General features: G+C 46.8%; 16 protein-coding genes and 2 pseudogenes. 8 read left to right on the top strand and 10 right to left on the bottom strand.

Annotated features, from left to right (window positions below):
• Positions 1–34 precede the first annotated feature (34 nt).
• The 3 genes and pseudogenes from HRE53_RS29460 to HRE53_RS29450 all read left to right on the top strand — a co-directional run bounded on the left by HRE53_RS29460 (position 35) and on the right by HRE53_RS29450 (position 6,113).
• A pseudogene (locus tag HRE53_RS29460) lies at positions 35–2,420 on the top strand (3-hydroxyacyl-CoA dehydrogenase/enoyl-CoA hydratase family protein).
• A 41-nt stretch (positions 2,421–2,461) separates the two neighbouring features.
• Positions 2,462–3,643, top strand: coding sequence for a thiolase family protein (locus HRE53_RS29455; RefSeq protein WP_212667104.1), 1,182 nt, complete (start codon positions 2,462–2,464; stop codon positions 3,641–3,643).
• 40 nt (positions 3,644–3,683) lie between these two features.
• Positions 3,684–6,113, top strand: a complete 2,430-nt coding sequence (locus tag HRE53_RS29450) for an acyl-CoA dehydrogenase (protein WP_212667105.1) — start codon at positions 3,684–3,686, stop codon at positions 6,111–6,113.
• Between the two features lie 147 nt (positions 6,114–6,260).
• Here the strand turns inward: HRE53_RS29450 and HRE53_RS29445 are convergent, their stop codons facing one another.
• From HRE53_RS29445 to HRE53_RS29410, 8 genes are all read right to left on the bottom strand, one after another.
• The gene (locus tag HRE53_RS29445) at positions 6,261–6,509 is read right to left on the bottom strand and encodes a hypothetical protein (protein ID WP_212667106.1); all 249 of its coding nucleotides are present in this window, start codon (positions 6,507–6,509) and stop codon (positions 6,261–6,263) included.
• Positions 6,510–6,634: 125 nt separating this feature from the next.
• The gene (gene hypD / locus HRE53_RS29440; RefSeq protein WP_212667107.1) at positions 6,635–7,750 is read right to left on the bottom strand and encodes a hydrogenase formation protein HypD; all 1,116 of its coding nucleotides are present in this window, start codon (positions 7,748–7,750) and stop codon (positions 6,635–6,637) included.
• 89 nt (positions 7,751–7,839) lie between these two features.
• Positions 7,840–8,997: an ATP-dependent 6-phosphofructokinase gene (locus tag HRE53_RS29435; RefSeq protein WP_235111800.1), complete on the bottom strand. Its 1,158-nt coding sequence runs from the start codon at positions 8,995–8,997 to the stop codon at positions 7,840–7,842.
• Positions 8,998–9,123: 126 nt separating this feature from the next.
• The gene (locus HRE53_RS29430) at positions 9,124–10,143 is read right to left on the bottom strand and encodes a dihydroorotate dehydrogenase-like protein (RefSeq protein ID WP_212667109.1); all 1,020 of its coding nucleotides are present in this window, start codon (positions 10,141–10,143) and stop codon (positions 9,124–9,126) included.
• Between the two features lie 249 nt (positions 10,144–10,392).
• Entirely contained in the window at positions 10,393–11,466 is a 1,074-nt protein-coding gene (locus HRE53_RS29425; protein WP_255801566.1) for a rod shape-determining protein, read from the bottom strand.
• 5 nt (positions 11,467–11,471) lie between these two features.
• Positions 11,472–12,713, bottom strand: coding sequence for an ISAs1 family transposase (locus HRE53_RS29420; RefSeq protein WP_235107866.1), 1,242 nt, complete (start codon positions 12,711–12,713; stop codon positions 11,472–11,474).
• A 259-nt stretch (positions 12,714–12,972) separates the two neighbouring features.
• The gene (gene psbU, locus HRE53_RS29415; RefSeq protein ID WP_235111797.1) at positions 12,973–13,395 is read right to left on the bottom strand and encodes a photosystem II complex extrinsic protein PsbU; all 423 of its coding nucleotides are present in this window, start codon (positions 13,393–13,395) and stop codon (positions 12,973–12,975) included.
• Between the two features lie 239 nt (positions 13,396–13,634).
• Positions 13,635–13,778: a hypothetical protein gene (locus HRE53_RS29410; protein ID WP_235111796.1), complete on the bottom strand. Its 144-nt coding sequence runs from the start codon at positions 13,776–13,778 to the stop codon at positions 13,635–13,637.
• Between the two features lie 680 nt (positions 13,779–14,458).
• On the opposite strand from HRE53_RS29410, the gene HRE53_RS34705 reads away from it, so the two are divergent.
• The gene (locus tag HRE53_RS34705; protein ID WP_255801504.1) at positions 14,459–14,782 is read left to right on the top strand and encodes a transposase; all 324 of its coding nucleotides are present in this window, start codon (positions 14,459–14,461) and stop codon (positions 14,780–14,782) included.
• A 16-nt stretch (positions 14,783–14,798) separates the two neighbouring features.
• Positions 14,799–15,743 (top strand): annotated as a pseudogene (locus HRE53_RS35410) (transposase); the annotation flags it as partial.
• A 281-nt stretch (positions 15,744–16,024) separates the two neighbouring features.
• Here HRE53_RS35410 and HRE53_RS29395 read toward each other — a convergent pair.
• On the bottom strand, positions 16,025–16,642 hold the full coding sequence (locus HRE53_RS29395) for a response regulator (RefSeq protein WP_235111794.1): 618 nt from the start codon (positions 16,640–16,642) through the stop codon (positions 16,025–16,027).
• Positions 16,563–20,105 carry a PAS domain S-box protein gene (locus HRE53_RS29390; protein ID WP_235111793.1) on the bottom strand — a complete coding sequence of 1,181 codons (3,543 nt, stop codon included), beginning with the start codon at positions 20,103–20,105 and terminating at the stop codon, positions 16,563–16,565. The genes HRE53_RS29395 and HRE53_RS29390 overlap by 80 nt, the downstream gene beginning before the upstream one ends.
• A gap of 486 nt (positions 20,106–20,591) precedes the next feature.
• Here HRE53_RS29390 and HRE53_RS35405 point away from each other — a divergent pair, with 486 nt between their 5' ends.
• The 3 genes from HRE53_RS35405 (at position 20,592) to HRE53_RS35400 (ending at position 22,194) form a co-directional block, all read left to right on the top strand.
• On the top strand, positions 20,592–20,672 hold the full coding sequence (locus HRE53_RS35405; protein ID WP_396133506.1) for a hypothetical protein: 81 nt from the start codon (positions 20,592–20,594) through the stop codon (positions 20,670–20,672).
• A gap of 102 nt (positions 20,673–20,774) precedes the next feature.
• On the top strand, positions 20,775–21,947 hold the full coding sequence (locus tag HRE53_RS29385; protein ID WP_235107614.1) for a transposase: 1,173 nt from the start codon (positions 20,775–20,777) through the stop codon (positions 21,945–21,947).
• Entirely contained in the window at positions 21,847–22,194 is a 348-nt protein-coding gene (locus HRE53_RS35400; protein ID WP_396133498.1) for an RNA recognition motif domain-containing protein, read from the top strand. The genes HRE53_RS29385 and HRE53_RS35400 overlap by 101 nt, the downstream gene beginning before the upstream one ends.
• The last annotated feature ends 334 nt before the right edge of the window (positions 22,195–22,528 follow it).

Below are 22,528 nucleotides of genomic sequence, written 5' to 3'. Positions count from 1 at the left end.
TTCATTCCTGCTGAATTTATTGAGGTTTGTTGTTATGTTGAAACCATTTCGGACCGCTGCTATTCTCGGTGCAGGTGTGATGGGCACTCAAATTGCGGCCCACCTCGCTAATGCAGGCTTGGTGGTTTATCTCTTAGATCTGCCTGCACCTGGAGTCCATAAAAACGCGATTGTTGAAGCTGCTTTCCAGAGAGGGCTCCAGCAAAAGCCTCCGATTTTCTTTACTGAAAAAACAGCCTGCCGCATTATTCTGGGTAATTTTGACGATGACTGGCATCGCTTAACCCATGTGGATTGGGTGATTGAGGCTGTAGTCGAGAAGCTAGAGGTTAAGCAACAGCTGATGGCTCGTTTAGAGGGTCACATTCGCGATGATGCAGTGGTGTCAACGAATACGAGTGGGTTGTCTATTCAAGCGATCACTGCAGATTGCTCTGATGCTTTCCGGCAGCGATTTCTGGGAACACACTTCTTCAATCCCCCCGCGCTACCTGAAGCTGTTGGAACTGATTCCTACTGCTGAAACGGATCCACAAATTGTGGATCAACTAAAGTGGTTTGGACATCTCTATCTAGGTAAAGGGGTGGTAGTCGCGAAGGACACCCCCAACTTTATCGGCAATCGAATTGGCGTTTTTATCAGTATGCTCGGTATCCAAGCCTTTACAGAACAGGGATACACCATTGAAGAGATTGATACTCTCACGGGGACGTTGACGGGGCGTCCCAAATCTGCAACTTTCCGCACGGCAGATATTGTGGGTCTCGATACGTTACTGTATGTGGCTGAAAATCTATATCCTGCCATCCCTGACGATGAAAGTCGTGATGTTTTTCAGGTGCCAGGGATTCTGAGACGCTTAGTAGAGGCAGGACAACTAGGGGCCAAAATGGGTCGGGGCTTTTATCAAAAAGTGGGTAAAAATATTCTCTCCGTCAACCCGCAGACACTAGCATACGAAAAGGCTCAGTCCATGCATCTAGGGAACTGGAAAGCCATTGCTAAAATTAAATCTCTTCCTGAACGTTTGCGAAAACTCTATCAAGATGACGGTCGAGCGGGAACATTGTTTCGGCAAACGATACTGAGAATCTTAAGTTACAGTGCCCATCGGATTCCTGAAATTGCCGATAGCCCCCTCAACATTGATCAAGCCATGCGTTGGGGATTTGGCTGGCAGCTCGGCCCTTTTGAAATTTGGCAGGAACTTGGCTTTGCTAGAGTCCTGAAAGATATGCAAGAGTCTGGGATGACGGTGCCCAGCTGGATTGAGTCCATGCAGCTTGCAGGCATTGACCGCTTCTATCAAAGGGCTAGCGAACATAGAGCAGCGTTTGTCTACCAACCCCTACATGGCTACCATCCAACAGAAACACCACGGGATGAACTGACTGTTGCTCAGATTAAGACTGATCCGAGGCACACGCTGTGGTCAAGTGCTGAAGCCGCGCTGATTGATATGGGGGATCGCGTTGCCCTATTTGAGTTTCGTTCGAAGGGGAATACCCTTGGACAGGTTGTGGTGGATGGTTTCTCAGAAGCATTGGACATCGTCGAAGTTGGGGACTATCGCGGTCTAGTCATTGGAAATGATGGGGAGCATTTTTCTGCCGGGGCTAACCTGGCAGACATGATCAAGTTCTCACACCAAGACAAGGTCAATGTCTTCACAGATTGTGAGCATGGTGCAATTGCCCATCTCCTCGATCAGTTTCAGGCTCTGATGCTGCGAATTCACTACTTCCCCAAGCCAATTGTGGCAGCTATTCGGGGGCGAATCTTAGGGGGTGGCTGCGAATTGGTGATGGCCTCTCCCCACGTGGTGGCAGCGGCTGAAACCTACATTGGTTTGGTGGAACTGAGTGTGGGGCTCATTCCTGGTGCAGGCGGCATTATGACCATGGCTAACTGGGCTGCTGAGCATGCTGCCAGTGATTCCCCCAGCGATATTCAGCCGTTTTTAAAACAGGCTTTTGAGCATATAGGGATGGCGAAGGTAGCTGGCAGCGCCTATGAAGCTCAAGAGTGGGGATATTTACCGCCTACTGCCCAGATTGTCATGAATAGCAATCGTCGTCTCTTCGTAGCCAAGGAAGAAGTGCTTCGCCTAGCTGGTGAGGGCTATGTTCCGCCACCCAAACGCAATGCGATCAAGGTGTTGGGCCAACCGGCCCGTGCCATGTTTGAAGCAGCGGCCTATCTGATGGGACAGGGAGGCTATATCTCTGAATATGATCGCTTTCTTGCAAACCGATTGGCCTTTGTCATCACAGGGGGGGATCTGTCAGCACCAACGTTAGTCTCCGATGATTACCTACTGGGACTAGAACGCGACATGTTTTTACCCCTGTTTACAAAGCAAAAAACTCAGGAACGGATTATGCATACGTTGAGAACTAAAAAGCCTCTACGAAATTAGTAGGTTCCACCTTAACCCTCACAAAAGACGAGGTCAATGACATGAATAACGCATATATCGTCAGTAGCGTTCGCACTGCTGTTGGAAAATCCCCCCGAGGTACTTTGCGGAATAGTCGACCCGATGATTTGGGTGCCGCTGCTGTTAAGGGCGCACTCGATAATGTTCCCAAACTTGAGTTCGATCAAGTCGAGGATCTGATATTCGGTTGTTCCTTCCCTGAAGCCGAGCAGGGGTTCAACTTGGGGCGCGTGATTGCCCTGCGGGCGGGTCTTCCTCACTCCACTGCTGGTTGTACAGTGAACCGTTTTTGTTCATCGGGTTTACAAACCATTGCCATGGCAACCCAAGCAATCATGACAGGTCAGGCAGAGGTGATCGTGGCTGGGGGGGCCGAATCTATGAGTCTGATTCCGATGGGGGGACATTACCTAACGCCTAATCCAGTCTTGCTGTCTGAAGTTCCTGAAGCTTATCTTTCGATGGGACTAACAGCAGAAAATGTGGCAGAAGAATTCCAAATTTCTAGGCATGATCAGGATGTTTTTGCGTTGCAATCGCATCTCAAAGCCCTGGCTGCCCTTGAGAAGGGACGGTTTAAAGACGAGGTTATTCCCTTTATGGTCAAGGAAACCACTTTAGTAGAGGGACAATCTCAAACCACTCAAACCAGGTTCGACGTAGATGAAGGCCCTCGTGCTGACACCAGCCTTGAAGCCTTAGCTCAGCTCAAACCTGTCTTTAAGGTCGAGGGTACCGTTACGGCAGGCACGTCTTCCCAAATGTCGGATGGGGCAGCAGCAACGGTTGTGATGAGTGAGCGTAAGCTCAGAGAGCTTGCCCTTGCACCACTAGGCCGAATGCTGGGCTACTCCGTGGTGGGGGTACCACCGGAACTGATGGGTATGGGTCCAGTGGAAGCAGTGCCCAAGGTGCTGAAGCAGGTGGGATTATCTCTCAGCGATATCGGTTTGATTGAGTTGAATGAAGCCTTTGCGGCCCAGGCTTTAGCAGTTATGCGAAAGCTGGGTTTGGATGAAGGCATTGTCAATGTGAATGGTGGTGCGATCGCCCTTGGTCACCCATTGGGCTGCACAGGAGCAAAATTGACTGCCACCCTACTGCACGAGATGAAGCGTCGGGGCATTCGCTATGGACTGGTGACCATGTGTGTTGGGGGTGGCATGGGTGCTGCAGGTGTCTTTGAAAACTTGATGCTTTAACGTCTCTCCCTTTTTTGTACCTCACATAGGAGAACAGCCCATGACACTCCTCATCTCCCCCATAACAACTCTGGTTCTGCTGTTTGTCTTCATTCTCCTGGGATACCTTGGTGTTCCCCTATGGATTTGGACTCTTTACGTTGCAGTAGGCATTGGCACACTCCAACCGTCTATTTGGATTTGGAGCCCCCTGATCGGTCTGGCAGTGGTGATCAACTGGCCCCTTTTACGCCGCTTGTTGCTCACTTCTGCTGTCGTCAAACTCCTTCAATCACTGCAGCTGTTTCCAAAAATTTCTTCAACAGAGCAGGCTGCGATCGAAGCGGGAAATGTCTGGGTCGATGGTGAATTTTTCACTGGAAAACCCAATTTTGAACGCATCCTCAGCGAACCCTATCCCCAACTTAACCCGGAGATTCAAGCTTTTTTGGATGGCCCCGTTGAACAAGTCTGCCGGATGGCCAGTGACTGGGAAATCTATCAACGCCAGGATCTCCCGCCCGATGTCTGGACTTATCTCAAACAAGAGCGGTTCTTTGGCATGATGATTCCCGAAGAATACGGAGGGCTAGGCTTCTCAAATCTGGCCTATAGCGCCGTAATGGCCAAACTGGCCTCCCGCTCCTTTACCCATGTGGCAACGGTTGGCGTCACTAACTCCTTGGGGCCTGCTAAGCTTCTACTTCGCTATGGCACCAAGGAACAGAAAAATCAATATTTACCTCGCTTAGCGAGTGGTGAAGATATCCCCTGCTTTGCCCTCACGGAACCCAAAGCCGGATCAGATGCGGCCAGCATTACGTCTAGTGGTGTGGTGTTTAAGGGAGATGATGGTCAGCTCTACCTCAAACTCAATTGGAACAAACGCTATATTACCCTGGGTGCCATCGCAACCCTCCTGGGCCTGGCCTTCCAACTTCACGACCCTGACAATCTTCTGGGTAAAGGGGAACACCCTGGCATTACCTGTGCTCTGATACCGACCGAAACACCCGGCGTCATTCATAACCGTCGCCACGATCCCATGGGCGTTCCCTTCTATAACTCACCGTTAGAAGGCCACGACGTCATGGTTCCGATTGGACAGATCATGGGTGGCATTGAACAAGCAGGTCAGGGTTGGAAAATGATCATGCAAACTCTGGCAGCGGGGCGTGGGATTAGCTTCCCGGCCACCTGTACGGGGGTGACTAAACTGGTGGCTCGCGTAGCGGGTGCCCATGCTGTAGTCCGCAAACAGTTTGGTTTATCCATTAGCCGTTTTGAAGGGGTTGAAGAACCCCTAGCCCGGATTGGGGGATTCACTTATATGATTGATGCGGTCCGCCTCTATACCTGTGGCGCAGTCGATCAAGGCGAACAGCCTGCGGTGATATCCGCAATTGCAAAATCCCAAACCACCGAACTGGCCCGTCGCGTCGTCCTAGATGGTATGGATATTCTGGGGGGAGCCGGGATTTGTCGCGGGCCTCGGAACCTACTAGCCAATATCTACACGGCCATACCGATTGCCATTACCGTGGAAGGGGCCAATATTCTGACGCGATCATTAATGATATTTGGCCAGGGTACGATTCGCAGTCATCCTTATATTTACGATGAGATTTTAGCCATAGAGCAGTCGGATGTAGCTGCCTTTGATCAGGCTTTCTGGTCTCATCTTGGCCTTATCGTCCGTAACGGTGTACGGGCTGGCCTGTTATGCCTGACGCGGGGGCGGCTCACTCGTTCTCCCGTACAAGGCGAAACGGCTATTTACTACCACAAGTTAGCCTGGGCCGCAGCGACCTTTGCTAACCTCAGTGATTTAGCCATGCTGTCATTGGGGGGGGCTTTAAAGCGTCGAGAAAATCTAACTGGGCGCTTTGCAGACATGCTTGCCTGGATGTATCTGGGGTCAGCAACACTCCGACGCTTTGAAGCTGAAGGACAACAGGTGAAAGATTTACCCTTAGTGCATTGGTCGATGCAGTATGCCTTTGCTCAAATTCAACAGGCAGTTGAAGGAGTCGTCTCTAATCTTCCGATCCTAAGTGCTGGCCTGCGCCAACCTATTTTAGGGATGTGGCGACTGAGTCCTCTTGGAACCGTGCCATCTGATGAATTGGGGCACCAGGCTACTCAGATTTTACTGATACCTGGACCAGAAAGGGATCGACTCACTCGTAATATTTATCTTCCCAATCACACTGAGGAAGCGGTAGGGCACCTCGAAGAAGCTTTACGCTTATCGGTGCAGACAGCCCCTATCCTTAAAACCATCAAGAACGCCATAGCAGGAGGGCGGCTTCCTCCATCCAAACCATCGAAGCTGGTTGATGAAGCCCTTGAAAAAGGAATAATTAATCTTCAAGAAGCCACCTCTCTCCAACAAGCAGAAATCTCACGTAGCCATACGATTCAAGTGGACTCATTCACCTTAGAGGAGTATCAGCAGAAAAAACGGATATCGCAGATTCGCTACGTATGAGTTCCGATGTAAGGTCAGCCTAGAGGCGAATGACCCAGGACATCACTTTAACGACTATTGGCGTTATTGATGTTCCACTACGCGTAATTCAGCTTAAATTAGTGTCCAAGAAGTCTTGAAAAATCTGAAGTCAGTGTAAATCATTCGCTAAGATGCTGCTTCCCAGTCCTTTAATTTTTCATGGTTAGGTGCTGGAGAACGAGATCGCAATAGCTGTTTAGGAACACCAATATTGCCCCCCCTTGGTAAGTATATTTCTTTGCGTCGTCGATGCTTCGATTTCTTGGATTTAGCGCTTGCCCGTTTTGAATTGGAGGGCTTTTCTGTCGGCATCATCATCAATACCTCCTGTCGTTGAGGGTATTGGTCACCCCCTGATTTAGGCAGAACCAACATCCTTCAACTTGTAATATAAGTTCTCAACGATAATCAAAATCATACTTCTGAACAGCTGAGATTCCCTCTAACTTCAGAATACGAAGCAATGCTGAAGATCTTATGAGTTAAGTGATGCAGCAAAGCTAACTGACTTCACCCCTAAATTGACGATATCGATAGTAGGCTGCACAAGCACCTTCGGAAGACACCATAGGGGCACCAAGCGGGTGCTCTGGGGTGCATTGGTGACCAAAAGCAGGGCAATCGGGTGGCTTTAGAAACCCTTGCAGAATCTGGTCGCTGATGCAATTGATCTCAGATTTAGTATCAACGCAAACTGAAACACTGGAATTTTGGGGTAAAAGGGCCTGGGCATCCCGATAGGCATACTGGGGGCGCAACTTCAAACCACTATTGGGAATGGTGGTTAGCCCCCGCCACTGACGATCACTCGGTTCAAAAACCTCTGCCATCAGTTGCTGAGCCTCCGAATTTCCCTTGGATTGAACCACCCGAGGATATTGATTCTCCACCACTGCTTTTCCAACCTCCAGTTGTTGGAGGCAGTGGTAAATACCTTGCAGAATGTCCACGGGTTCAAATCCCGTCACCACAATTGGAGTGTGATACTGGGTTGCGATCTCCTCATAGGTTGCATACCCCATCACCATACACACATGCCCAGCTGCTAGAAATCCCTGTACAGAACAGTCTGGTGCAGACAAAATGGCTTTCATCGCTGGTGGGACCAAGACATGGGCCACGAGTACTGAAAAATTAGATATCCCTTGTCGATGGGCTTGATATACCGCCATCGCTGTCGCTGGTACCGTTGTCTCAAACCCCACCGCAAAGAACACAATCTGCTGGTCTGGATTGGCTTGAGCTAACTTCAGGGCATCTAGGGAGGAATACACCATCCGTACCACTCCGCCTTGTGCCTTTGCTGATAACAGATCACCCTTTGTTCCGGGTACTCGCAACATATCCCCAAAGGAACAGAGCATCACTCCAGGGGTTTTGGCCAGTGTAATTGCATCATTAATTAACGCTACTGGTGTCACGCAGACGGGACACCCCGGTCCATGAACCAAGGTGATTGCCCTGGGTAACAGTTGATCAATCCCATGCTTCACAATCGTATGAGTTTGCCCACCACAAATTTCCATAATGGTCCAAGGCCGAGTTACCAGATGATCAATCTCGCGCACCCAAGACTTGACCAATCCAGGATCTCGATACTCATCTACAAACTTCATATTCCAATCTTCCTTACAGCCCTACCTCCAACGCTCCCGATCTCAGATCAATCCCCATCTCAGTCTTAAAAAGGTCTCGATATATCTCGCTATTTTGCTCCAATATAAATCCCTAATTCTTTAGCCGTCTGGACCAATCGCCCTTGTGGATTAACTGGATCTGGACACTTTTTCTCTCGATGACATTCCTTAATTCTGGGGATAACGTTCCTTAAGGGCTTACTTGCAACTTCGCCATTTTCCCAAACCACAAGACGGTTGAAATATTGCTGAGAAATCAGGTCAACGGCTTCCCGGCCAAAGCGAGCTGCTAAGAGACGATCAAAGGCTGTGGGCACCCCACTCCGCTGGATATGCCCCAAAACGATTGCACGACAATCTACCTCTTGCAGATTACAAAACTGAGGATGACCAGACGAACATAATGTTTTACTTTGCACCTGAATCTGTTGAGCTAAATACTCGCAAATGCTTGCAACTTTTTGCCCATTGGGTCTGCGCACCCCTTCAGCAATCACAACTAGAGCGAAACGCCGACCGCCTTGTTGGAGCAAAGCAATTTGACGACACACTTGGTCAATCACGGATGGGCTCAAGCATGGGGTTAACTCCGGTATTAAAATTACATCTGCGCCCCCTGCGATACCTGAATGTAACGCCAAATATCCGGCATCACGCCCCATCACCTGAACGACCATAATTCGATCATGGCTCGCTGCTGTGAAGGTGAGATCGTAGAGTGATCTCGTAACGGTATTAACAGCCGTATCAAACCCCAATGAAATTTCTGTAAAGGGCACATCATTATCGATGGTTTTTGGAATGGCCACCCACCGCCACTGCCCTTTTTGGGCAAGGTCGTCAATAATATCCAAACTCCCATCTCCACCAATGGCAATCAGAGAGTCCAAATTCAAACGCTGAAAACCCTGCAAAATTTCCTGTGCGATCGCAGGATCACTCGGATTGCCTTTGTTTAATGCTCCCAAGATACTGCCACTGAGGAATTGTAAAATATCTAATCCCCCTAACAATCCTGGAACATCATATCCATGCTCTGTTAATCTCAGGTCTTCAGGAGTACAGTGTCCTAATTCAAGATTAATAAGGCCTTGGGTGCCATAGGGAATGCCAAACACCTCCCAACCTTTGTGAGTCGCACATTTAATAACTGCCCGAATAATGGCGTTAAGCCCAGGGCAGTCACCACCGCTGGTGAGGATACCGATCCGTTTAGCTGGGTCCATAGAACTGGATATAACAAGGGGTTCACAAAAAGAACAGACTGATCAGAAAGAGATAAATTCTGAAGGGTCCGGTAACCGTCTCAATCAAAATTTAGATCGTTTAGCTTGAGTGTCTCTTTGAGAGATTTAAACATTCATCGGCATCAATCCTAGGGGATGATACGTTTGCAAAGCTTCAATATATTGAACACGTTCAAATGCGCTGGGGTCTGGACAATTAACCTGGCTCATACTCCCTTGAAGTTGCTGAATCGACTCATACTCATGCCCCTCTAGCCACTGACATAGGGCCTGGTCAAGCGTGCGGAGATGATCGATGCCGTGCTGGATTAAGACGCTCACCAGCATCGTGGCGTTGGCTCCAACCATCATCATTTTCAAGACATCCGCTGCAGTATGAATACCGCTCGTAGCGGCAAAGTCTACTGGCAGGGTTCCATAAAGAATAGCGATCCAACGCAGAGGTAATCTTATATCCTGCGGTGTACTTAGTAGTAGGTTGGGCCTGACTTCTAGGGTCTCTATATCGATATCTGGCTGATAAAAGCGATTAAAGAGGACAAGGCCATTTACCCCTGCATCCGTTAACCGTTTCGCCATATGCGCTAGATTGCTAAAGAAGGGACTAAGCTTAATCGCTACTGGAATATTGACTGTGGAATTAACGGTATGAACGATATCAATGTAGCTTTGCTCGATTTCTGCTCCTGTAATAGCCATCTCAGTGGGGACAGCGTAAATATTCAATTCCAGGGCATCAGCACCAGCTTCCTCTATTTTTTTAGCGTAGCTTGTCCATCCCCCAATCGTTGCCCCATTCAGACTAGCGATGATTGGAATATCCACGGTGGCTTTGGCTTGATGGATGTGGTCAAGATACTGCTCTGGCCCTACACGAAAGACATCAGGTTCTGGACAATAGGAGAGAGCTTCTGCAAAACTTTCGGTCCCCTGGGTGAAATGATGATGAAACCCAAGCCGATCTTGACGTAATTGTTCCTCAAACAAGGAGTGCAACACGATAGCGGCAGCGCCTGCATCTTCCATATGACGCAGATGATCAATCTTTTCTGATAATGGTGCACAAGCCCCAACCACTAGAGGAGAACGGAGTCTCATTCCCAAATACGTCGTACTTAAATCCATCTATTAGCCTCCTGTTAGGTGAAACGACCTAATAGTCACCAGCGATATCGTTACAGAATGAACTAGTCCATAATCTAAACAGTGAGTTTGAGGATTCTGTGAAGAAATCCCATCACCCACTGGGTTAGAGGACAATCCTTAAAGCTAGGCATGTTGTGATTGATGAGACTGCAGGTGACCTGAATTGGCAATCAGTTTTCATATAGTTCAACTGTATTGGGATATAACCCATATCTTGATTCAATCTGTCTAAGCGATGCTGAAGTGGGATAGATGCTTATTTTCGAGGATCTTACCTGTCCCCAAAACAACGCTATTTAATGGATTGGGGGCGATATGAACAGGTAGATGAGTCAAATCTTGGAAATACTTATCAATGCCGTAGAGTAAAGCCCCGCCTCCCGTTACCATAATTCCTCGCTCAGCAATATCGCTGACTAACTCAGGATGGGTCTTTTCTAGAAAGTTGAGAAGAGAAACAGCTATCTTATGCAACGGAGTGGATATAGCATCCCGCAATTCATCACTATTGATTTCAAGTCGTTGAGGTAATCCCGACCCCACATTAGTCCCTAAAATTTCCATTGGCGTATCATTACAGACTGAGTCTGAAGCAGAACAAAATTTAACTTTGAGACTTTCAGCTGTCAATTCACCAATCTTGACTTGGTAGATTTGCCTTAAATAGTCAATTATGGCTGTATTAAAACTATCTCCTGCAATAGAAATGGCTTGACTATTGATAACTTGAGAGGAGCATATTACCGCCATCTCAGTAGTGCCACCACCGATATCAATGATGAGGTTGCCTTTAGGTTTCGAAATCGGAAGTCCTATCCCTAAAGCTGCAGCAATAGGTTCATCAATCAGAACAACGTCTCTTGCGCCTGCTTCCAATGCTGCTTCAGTCAAAGCTTCACCCTCTACACTGGTTGCACCACAAGAACAGCCTAGGACGAGTCGAGGGCGGAAAATTCGCGTTCCACGTTGGGCTTTACGAATGAAGGCTTGCAACATTGTTTGGGTCAGTTTGAGGTCTGCTATGACCCCATTTCTAACGGGACGGCAAACTACTACTGGTGTGCAAGTACGGCCTAGCATCTGTCTAGCAGTATTGCCTACAGAAATTGGAGTTTGAGTGAATTGATTAATTGCAATGACTGAGGCTTCATTTAATACAACACCTTCTATGGGGCTATAAATTAAAGTATTGGAAGTTCCCAGATCTATCCCAAGCGCATTGTTCAGATGATGTAAAACGTTTAGAGTTTTCCACCATGAATCAAAGATTGGTGGGGGGGTGGTCGTGCAGGGTAAGCGCAAGAAAATCAAGCCTCTGAAAGGCTAGACTGTAAAGGAAGAGAAGCGCCTAGAACTTTGAGCATATACGCTTCATCCATGCTCGCCCGTTTTAGTTTTTGACGGGTACTTTTCTTAAAGGACGTTTCTTGATTGAGAAGGTTGATGCTCCAGCGTCTCAGGATGGCCATGTTTTCCGGCGCATGTCCTGTGCGAATGCGGCTAGCATCTTCGCCAAAGGTCACGTCTAAGACCCAGTGGAGTTGGTTCTCAATCGACCAATGCTGGCGGATGGCTTTGCCCAACTGCTGAGCATTTGGCGGTAGAGAACTGATATAAAACATCACCTCATAGGTGGTTTTGTTCCACAAGTGACGGGTTCGAGCGACCTTGACGATGGTTTGCAAGCCCTTCCACTGCGCCTGCTTGTACAGAGGACCCATCTGTTGAAGGGACACGGCCCAAACTTGTCGTTTTTCGCGACGATGGTGCCCTGCTTCCACCCGCGCATCATAGCTGTGCTCAATGCACTTAAACTCATTCGCTTCAGCCGTTTCAAACCATTGCTCAACCTGCTCAAACAGCGTGGGATGATTCTCCTTGAGGGCCAGCACATAGTCAGCCTCTTTAGCTTGAATGTGGCGGGCAATCTCGTGCTGAGTTCCCATTGCATCAATGGTAATAATGCACCCGGCAATGTCTAATAGCTCTAGCAGTGCTGGAATAGCGGTAATTTCGTTACTCTTGTCTGCAACTTTGACCTGTCCTAGAAATAACCGATACTCACTGGCCCAAGCACTGACCAGATGCAATGCGGATTGGTCTTGATTGCGATCATAGGAACCTCTGAGTTGTTTGCCGTCAATCGGTATCACTTGAGCGCCGAGGGTTGTCACTACCTGATCCAACCAGTGATTGAAACTCCGCTCAAAAGCGGAGGGGCAAATACGCTCAAACACTCGTCGATAGGTGTCTGCTGTCGGCATCCCAGACGGTAGGCTCAGAAAACTCGACAACCAATCTTGATGGCTTAGACCATAGGTTTCAATGTCTTCCCACCCTTGTGCGCCACCTAAACTTGCCAATAGTCCAATCACGACGATGCTGACAAACGGATGCTGGACACCTTGGCCTCCCCGTGGATCAGGCAAATCTTCAAAACACTCGGACAACTGTTGATAAGCCTGATCGCAATCACTGGCAGGCAGGAGTGACGAGGATGAGTCAGTGGAAGCTGGTGAGGAAGGGGGCTTGCTGAATCCTGTAGCCATGGGGAAACCCTTTTAACAGAATGGAGTTCCATAGCATATTACAGCTTCATTTTTCTTGCGCTGCCCCTGGGTGGTCGTGAGCCATTTATCTGGAGGAGATAATGCATAGTTCATAGGGAAAGATTGAGTTGTGATGGTTATCAGCAGAAGTTTTAAAGATAGCTTTCAGATTACTGAAGATATTTGACTAGAACCATTCAGGAACATCACTTTTTACATTTTCAATGCCTTATTCTTAACCACTCTGTGTCAAAAGAAGCTATCGCATCATAGGACGAGGTGGCATCCGTGTGGCAAGATCAGTGTTAGGTTTTGATACAGCAAAAAAGTCTAACTTATCTTCAAGAAGTTTTTTCTGCTTTACATTCAATCCTCGTATATTGAGGACTTCTTCAACCGTTTCATAAGGCCCATTGTTAATTATCTTTTTAGCAAGAGTTGGATAATAACCTGGGCAATTCTTAAATGCGATTGCATTGGCGTTGTTTAAATCAATCTTTTCGTCAATGGGTATACATGGATTTTTGCTTTGTTTTACTGGAGAGTCAGAGACTTCCATATTTTCAAAAGACTGTTCTAGTACTTTTCCAGCATTGACAGGTATTTGAAAGCTAGATGTTATTCCAATAAATATCAAAACTGTAAGGCAGAGCACTATGAAAATTTTTTGAAAATATTTCATGATTATTTCTCCTTTTGCTTGTATGTCAAGAAGTTATTTTATGAACACAGTTCTTTTTGTCACCAGTTGTTATCTATCTTTGAAGAGACCAGTGTAGTACTAGAGATATTTAACTTCCCATTCTTGCTTTTTTATTGTGAGTAAATATTGTGAGGTCTTTATGAATACCTCTAGAGTTAGAGCTGATTTCTAAACAGCACCTACAGTCGCTAATCTGTGAAGGATTGACGCTCATCCACCTAATTGCTTCGCAATAGGGATAGGGATTCCTGGTTCACCGACTTTTGGCTAGATAGCAATGCATTCATGCTGCCACCCCCCGCTAGACCGTCTCCACAAGCATTTTGGTTAATTACTGCAGCACTGGCAATATCTCTAGGCATTGAAGCCCCATAGTTTGGGCAATCATGCCAGCAGTCTGCCAGTTTCTTTTGCTATCTAGTGCTTAACCATGGCGAATATGACAGGTAAGCGAGGAATTATTCTCTCCATCATCATTAGGAAAATATATTTCTTTGAGGGTATGGTTTGCCCACCAATAAACCAATAATGCCAGTGTAAGGAGACTTAGTTTTACCCATAAATGAGGTGTATCCAAAAAAAAGTTGAATAAATTGCAACATGACTACCCCCTTTAAACTATTTAAGATAATATCTTGCTATTGCTACGAGCTAAAACTTTTTTCTTTTAGTACTTATAATTTACTAGAGAAATGTGAGAAATGTGTGAGAGTAGTTTTCCTGTGCGTATTTGCGCATCTTCGGCACCAGCTGCATGAACCTCGGCGCCCCCCTGACAGAAGTGTCCATTAGTAGCCCCAAAACAGGCAATGTGGATATGTTGGCATGTCAGTCATTCGATAGGCAATATGGGCTTTGCCCAATGTGATTTCTAATTGTCACTTTCCTTGTCATTGATCAGTGAACTGGTGAGCTTTCGCATCGACTCTCCTTTGAGGGTGACTCGAATAGAATCATGGACAATCGTTAGTGTCCCGATTTATTCGCCATGAGCTGAGATAGCTGAAATGCTTTGGTAATAGATAATTCAGAGCATTCCTTGATGAACATTGCCCAACGCGAGCAGCAGATTATCCGTATTCAGTCTCAAAGTTCCTATGCCTCTATTAACAAAGCCCTAGAAGCAACCCTTCGCCTTGAAGCAAACCGAGTCACCCAGAACGCAGTAGAGTCAGCACTAGACGAAGAAGTTCAAGCTTATCTATCAGAGGTTCAAGGGGATCGACCTCGACGTTCAGGCTACTATCAACGGGTCCTCGATACTCAATACGGCCGTATTGCTCAGCTGTCTGTCCCTAAGCTACGGAAAGGGAATGCAGACCGAGAGTGGCAGATTTTAGAACGTTACCAACGAGTCTCTCGGTAGTCTCCTCGATTTTTGCCTCGGCTTGTACGTCATGGGGTTATCGCTTCGGGATCTGCAAGAAGCTCTCTATGAGATTCTAGGAGCAGTCTTATCCGTTAATGCCATTAACCGAATTACGCTAAAAGCTCAGAAGCAAATGTTTCAAAGCCGTCAGACTCGTCTTGAGGAAACCCCTCCTATTCTGATTGTCGATGGTGTTTGGGCTAGTGTTCAGTGTTCCTCAGAAGACTTTTGGGAAGACCAAGCTGGGCATATCCGGAAACTACGTCATGCGGAAGACCGAGTCATTCTAGTCGCTATGGCAGTGTGGCCCGATGGCACCCAAACGGTGCTTCATTATGAAATGGCAACGCAAGAATCGGAGGCAGCTTGGTTACTGTTCTTTGCGCATCTGTGGCAACGGGGATTGCAACCCTATTCGGTGAAATTGATTGTCAGTGATGGCACGACTGGGTTGCCTAAGGTGATTCGTGCTCTGTTTCCCCTCGCACAACATCAGCGATGCATTACTCATAAGGTTCGAGCGATGCTCCGGCATTTGGGATATGAGCAATTGCCACACCTGGATGCTCAAGGACAAGAACTGTCCCACTCTGAAGCCAAGAAGCTGCGATATTCACAAATTAAACACGATGCCTATGCTATCTATAAAGCGCCAGACTGGGAAGAAGCGATTGTGATGTTGCTCGTGTTTGCACAGAAATGGACAGACCTTGAACCCGATGCGGTCAGAACCTTTATCAAAGATTTTGCCCTGACCTTGAGTTTCTATGATTTTGATGAATCCCTTCATTCGCTGATTCGTACTTCCAATGCCCTAGAAAGGCTGTTCCGGGAATTCCGAACCAAAGCTGATGAAATTGGTGCTTTCCCCAATGAGGAGAGCTGTTTAGCGATTTTCTTCCTCGTCTCACGCAGGGATCATGCCAAGCATGATCGGCTCAAAAACCATGGCGAATAAATCGGGACACTAACTGAAATACGATCAATCCTATAGATTGGTGGCTACCGGAGATGATGGGGTGGATTGAGGAGATGGTTCAGGCTGGGCTGGAGCAGGAACGGGTGGCGAGGATTTGGGGGTGATTGGGCTTACACAAAAGTCTTGACACTCCCTGAAAAGACCCAGGAAACTCTTCAGTCCTCACCCTTTGCTATGAACACTGCACACTGCCTATGGCCGCACCCCAACGATTCTCCAGTATGATCGTTCGCTTCTTGTTCTAACGGATTATTGTTGCTTCACTTTTGAGCGGTATCTTCATCTGTTACCTGTGACTTGTTTTCAAGGACATCCTGTAACGTCCTTAGCAAGGTAGCCGCGGAATAGGGCTTTTGGAGAAAAGCTTTAACACTCTCCCCGATCGTTGAAGAAACCTGTTCATGACCCGGTAAACCACTGACGACAATAGCCTTTAACTGAGAGTTGATTTTTTGCATAATTTGGATGGCCGTTGCCCCGCCTAATGTGGGCATTGTCATATCCATCAAAACTACTTTAATATCCGTTTGATGCTGGGTATATTGGGCGATCGCGTCAATGCCATCGACAGCAACCACTACTCTATAGTGATGATTTTCTAGAACACGTTGGGCGACTTCACGGATCGGGGCCTCATCATCTACTACTAACACCAACTCTTCGTGCCCTGAGGGCAAATCTAACGCTTCTTGCTCTACTGCATCTGCTGCCTCAATCGCGGGCAGATAAATCTTAAATTGAGTCCCTTTACCTAATTCACTGTAGGCAGTGACAAAACCGCCATGACTTTGAATAATGCTATGGACAGTGGATAGCCCCCAAGCCCGTCCCTCCCTCAGGTTGCTTTGTCGTAAAGAAGGGCTCGAAGATATGCTCAAGGTGATCTTCCGAGATGCCACTCCCTGTATCCGTAATCGTGGCTAGAATATAGGGGCCTGTCTGAGCCTCTATGTGGTTGGCAGCATAGGTTTGATCTAGCATTAGATTCGTTGCAGAAATGCTTAAAATTCCGCCCTCAGACATCGCATCACGAGCATTGATGAATAGGTTCATGAACACCTGATCGAGCTGGGTTGCATCTCCTCTAACAGACCAAAGATCTTCAGGCACATCTATAGAGAGTTCAATAGATTTTGGAAAGGTTCTATAGGCGAAGCTCTGAATTTCTGTAATTAAATGTTTAATTTGCAGCGCCGTGCGTTCACCCTCCACACCTCTGGAGAACGATAGCATTTGGCTAATGATCTTGGCACCACGTTTGGCACAATCTTGCAAAATCTCAAACTGATGCTGAATATGTTCGTTGGTATCAGGGAGTTGCATCGGTAAGAGCTGAGCGACCCCATAGATAGGAGTAAGAATGTTGTTGAGATCGTGGGCAATTCCACTTGTGAGTGTGCCAATACTCTCTAGTCGCTGGGCACGAAGAAACTGGGTTTCTAATTGCTTTTGCTGAGTGATGTCTGTGTTGACGGTCAGGATTGATTTAGGGTTGCCTAGCTCATCCTTCACTAATGTCCATCGACTCATAACCGTGATGTCTTGTCCCCCTTTTGTGATTTGCTGACATTTGCCTTCCCATCTCCCTTTACGAGTCAAGGACGGATGAATTTCTTCTTCTTGATCCATTGCATCGTGATAGAGCAACTGATTAGCATTTTGACCTAAGACTTCCTCAGAAGCCCAACCATAGAGGGTTTCTGCTCCTTTATTCCAAAATAATATCCGGTTATCTATGCCTCGAACCAAAATGGCATCTGTTGCAACATCCAAAAGCGCTGCTTGCTCTTGGACCTGTTGTTGAGCAAGTTTACGATCCGTGATGTCAGTGGCCACACCATCTAACCGCATCGGTGTACCGCCATCGTCATAGATTACCCAAGCGTGGTCCAATAACCAGCGGATAGATCCATCAGGCCGAACGATCCGATATTCCATTTCATTGCTGCCAGTTTCTATCAGTGAATTCGTAAAAGCTCTGATTCGACCTCGATCATCAGGATGAACCATTTGCAGCCAAAGTTCCGGGTGTTTTAGAAAATCAGTAATGGGTTGACCATAAATTGTCTCAGCGGCAGGACTGAGATAAAGCATCTCAAATGAATCTGCCGTTACAGACCAGACAATATCTTGCAGGGAATCTAGAATACTGCTCAGTCGCTGTTGACTTTCTTGTTGGGCAGTCTCTGCCTGCTTGAGATCGCTTATATCGTTAACGATATAAGCAAATCGTGTTGGTTGTTCAACCCTATCTTTGATGGCCACTACAGTTGCGGATAACCATCGTTGACCCACCTCCGTTTCGTGTGAATATTCAAAATTCTGTGGTTTTTGGGTTCGTGCCGCCTCCCGGTACTGAGCAATCCATTGTCGAATGTAGCTTAAGGGAACACCCAATTTGCTGGCTCGTTTGTTTTGCATCTCGACTGGGGTGACATTGAACAAACGAGCTGTCACTACATTGTCAGAAATATGTAAAATGTCATCCTCTAAGAGTTCCACAACGCCCATCATCATGGGGGCACTGTCAAAGAAACTACGAAGCTTTGATTCACTTTTCTGGAGAGTTACTTTAACTTGCTTACTCTCCGTAATATCATGCCCGACACAATAGATCAGTTGCTGTTCAAGATCCGGTGTCGCACTCCACAACAGCCACTTATAAGAGCCATCTGAGCAGCGATATCGATTTTCAAAGGTAAGGGTCTGCCTACCACTAGCCAGTGATTCCGCCTCAGCAGCAGTGGCCGCACGATCCTCCGGGTGGACAAAGTTCAGAAAGGGTTGCGTCAACAGCTGTCCATTTGTATACCCTAAGATGCGCTCAAAAGCTGGATTGATCCGCTTGAAGTAGCCATCCAAACCAGCTATACAGAGTATCTCCAGAGATAGTTCAAAGAATCGCTGCCGCTCAATTTCTACAGTTTGTCGCTCTAGCTCAGCAGCAGCCCGTGCTGCAAAAGCTTGCAGCACCTCTGTCATTAGCTGCGGGTCTGGCAGGGTGCGACGACTCAAAATAGAGATTAATCCGATAACTTCACCCGCAGCATTAATCAAGGGTGTCCCTAAATATCCTTCAACTTGGTAACGCTGGAGTAATAAGTCTTGAGGAAAAAGTTGCTGAACATTGGATGGATAGAGACAGGTCTCTTTCTCCACAACTCTCTCACAGGGAGTTTCAGTCAAATCGTGCTCAAAATTCTCTATCTCCTGCCCGTCACCATAACCGGCTAGGGTGCGTATGCAGTGAACAGGCTCACGAACTTCACCGATGAAGGCATAGTCTACTCTTAATGACTTGGTTAGCGCTTTCACTAGCGATCTCAAAAAATCCTTCCCTGTCTCCGCTGCCACCCCCAATGCTAAGTTGTGCAGCATCTCTTCACGTCGCTGTAGCTTCGAGGATCGCTCTTGAACCATTTGCTCAAGGTTCTGATTGCGTTGCTGCAACAGATCCAGCATTTCGTACATCTCAACTGGGTCCACGGGCAACAGATGACTCTGTGTAATAATTCCCTGCAAGTTCCCTTGAGTATCAGCCACCACTAGCCGTTGCACTTTATGGCGTCGCATCGTCTGGTGTACTGTCCATAGAGAATCTTTTGGGTCAACAAGAAAAAGCGGTGTACTCATCACCTTCTCAGCCTGGGTTCGCTCCAAATTCAACTCTAGCCGCTGGCACTGGACAATATCTCGCTCAGTAATGATCCCAATCGGGCTGAGAGCATGGGCAGGTCCATCTCTTGGTTTAACAATCACCACACAGCTCACCTGATGTTGAGCCATGATCTGAGTAATCTGGAATAATGACTCCTTCGGCAATGCATGAATGACCATCGAGTTCATTGCTTCATGGACCTGACGGATTTCCATCAAATCAGCAGGCTCTAGAAGACTACGTAACTGGCTGGGTGTTAGCAACCCCAAAACCTGTCCTTGCTCATCAATCACTGGTAAATGGTGAATCTGATGATGTCGCATCAGATCTAGAGTCGAGAGAACATCTAGGTTATCCTCAGCTTTCAAGGTCATGACCTGCTGCGACATGACATCCGCAACGGTTAGTTCAGCTAGAGATCGATGTTCTGCAATCAGCCTGACAATATCTCGTTCAGTCAGGATACCGACTAGTTGGGAATTGTCCAACACGACAACACAACCTCTGTGCTGAACAGCCGTCGATCGCTGATGAGGGGCCGCATTCTTTCTTGAAGGAAGAGGACAATGAATCGAGGTCTGCCCCATTTGACAAATTGCTGCAGGCAAAGGCGTATCAGGCGCAACCGTAAGCGAAAGGAGATCGAGTGTCTGATCCAACGAAAAAGCTGAGATTTGCCGCATAACTATGAAAAGCTAAGAGGACATCTTAAAAAGGCAGGTCTTAATCTTAAAAGGCCTAGGAACCTTAGCTTGAATGGCTAGTAATGTGATTTTCTTGCTATGTCTGAGAACTCAGACATAGCATCTAGGGATGGCCTAGCCTTTCCCAAAGCTTTCAGTAAATATTTTTTATCTTCTAATAAGTAATTGTACACTCTACGTAAATTCCTCTCATTTTTAGGAGAAATATTGACTAAGCTAAAGAAAATTGTGGGATAGATACAATTCTATTCTTCTAATGCCAGTTTTCTAAAAAATAGATGAAATTACTTTTAATTCTCACAATTTCCTCATATTTGAGCCCTAAATTCAGGAAGATGAAATTTGCTATGGTTCAAAATCTCAGCTGGATAGGTAGGTGACGATTGTTAAGAACTTCATCAGATTCCTCGAGACTATATTTAACAGTGCTTGACAGCATCACCTTTTATCTTAGGAAAATTAACTATGTCAATTTATGTTGGTAACCTGTCCTTTACTATGACTGAAGCGGATATCAATACAGTCTTTTCAGAGTATGGAACCTGATTGCCTGACAGAAGTAGGTCAAAGCCTTTATTTACATAGTTTATGAGAAAAGAGTGGAGAGACATGTGAGGCTAGATTTAATCACAAATCAGCGTTATTCAAATGTCAGGCCCCACCCAAATTTATCGTCAACTGTTTTCCTTTTTACGTCAACACAGCCATTATCGAGATTTACGCCATCTCATTGCTCTGGGCTGGATGGTAAGCGCCTTAATCTGTAGTGAACGCTTAAGCTTATCTGCCTGGGAATCCTATGTTCCCTGCCGAGCCAGAAAAGCCCAAAGTGTCGAGCGTCGGTGGCAACGATTTATAGCCAATCAACGCATTGATATTAACAAGCTATATGTACCTCTAGTCCTGCTAGCCCTTAAGAACTGGCAATCTCATCGTCTATACCTGGCAATGGATACAACGGTGTTATGGAATGAATATTGCATGATTCATCTATCCGTCGTCTGCTGTGGCAGAGCAGTACCATTGTTGTGGAAAGTATTAGAGCACAAGAGTGCAGCTGTCGCTTTTGAGGAATATCAACCGCTATTGCGCCAGGCCCGTTGGTTATTGCGGCAGCATCCAGATGTCATGGTGTTAGCAGATCGTGGGTTTGCGAACCATCAACTGATGAGCTGGTTACAACAGAGCCATTGGCATTACTGTCTGCGTGTCCCTTGTGATGTCCTTCTCCATGGTCCACGTCAATGTCCAAGAGAAGTCCGACAATTGTGGCCATCCAAAGGCGAAGCCCTCCTCTACCGCAATGTGGGGCTTTGGGAAGACGGCATCTATCGGTGCAATCTGGTGTTGGCTAATATCCGAGGAGTGAAAGAACCATGGGCGGTGATTACAGATGAATCACCCACGCTACAGACCTTGTGGCAATACGCTTTGAGGTTTCGGGTCGAAGAATTATTTCTCGATAGTAAGTCTGGAGTGTTTGAGCTAGAAGAGTCGAAAATTCGCTGTGCTGATGCATTAGAGAGGCTTTATCTGGTTGCTGCTGTGGCACTGCTATTCAGCACGACTCAAGGAATGGCTGTTCACATTAAAGGGCTGCGCCAACAGGTTGACCCACATTGGCGACGAGGCATTAGTTATCTCAAAATTGGATTACGGTGGCTCAAGGGAGTCGTCCATAAAGGACGGGAGTTGTTGATGCCAGTCCCCTTGCTCTGCCATGATCCACAACCGTGTTTTGCGTCTAAAAAAGCTCAAAAGAAACACTACAACAAAATCTGGTTCTCTCGCATCCGCTCTTTACAGTGCAAGGCTTTATGAGCAGGGGAAGGCGAAGATCTGTCAGGCAGTCAGGTATGGAACAGTCACTAGGGTCAATATTCCTACAGACCGTGAGACAAGTCGTCCTAGAGGTTTTGCTTTTGTAGACATGGAAGCTAATAGCGAGGAAGAGGCTGCCATTTCAGCTCTTGATGGTGTCGAGATGATGGAACGTAATCTCAACGTGAATAAAGCAACTCCCAAGAAAAATCGGATGGCAAATCGTGGCGGTGGTCCTGCTTGGTAATACTTTAGGTATAGGTTTCAAAAACGTGTAAATGCTTAGTAGATTGAGTTGAGATACTACATCATTAATCTCTCAACTTGAAAAGAACAGCTTGCCAGATCAGACTTTAACTATGGACTGCATCATAAACTTAACTGTTGCTGCTCTTCATTTTGGACTGTTTTACAAGTTAATTTTGTATGAATTCAATTCTTTTGACCATCTGATCCGTTATAAAAAATACATCAATGGCACTGGGCTAATGATGAAAATTCTAACAGCAACCTTTATAAAGGCTTTACTGAAGGACAGACTCCATGGATGAAGGGCAGATTGTCTAGCTAGCAAATACCGC

Origin of the sequence: Acaryochloris sp. 'Moss Beach', assembly GCF_021497025.1 — a bacterium.
Taxonomy (GTDB): Bacteria; Cyanobacteriota; Cyanobacteriia; order Thermosynechococcales; family Thermosynechococcaceae; genus Acaryochloris; species Acaryochloris marina_A.
The sequence above is the reverse complement of the archived record's forward strand: the minus strand, read 5'-3'. Positions and strand labels throughout refer to the sequence as shown.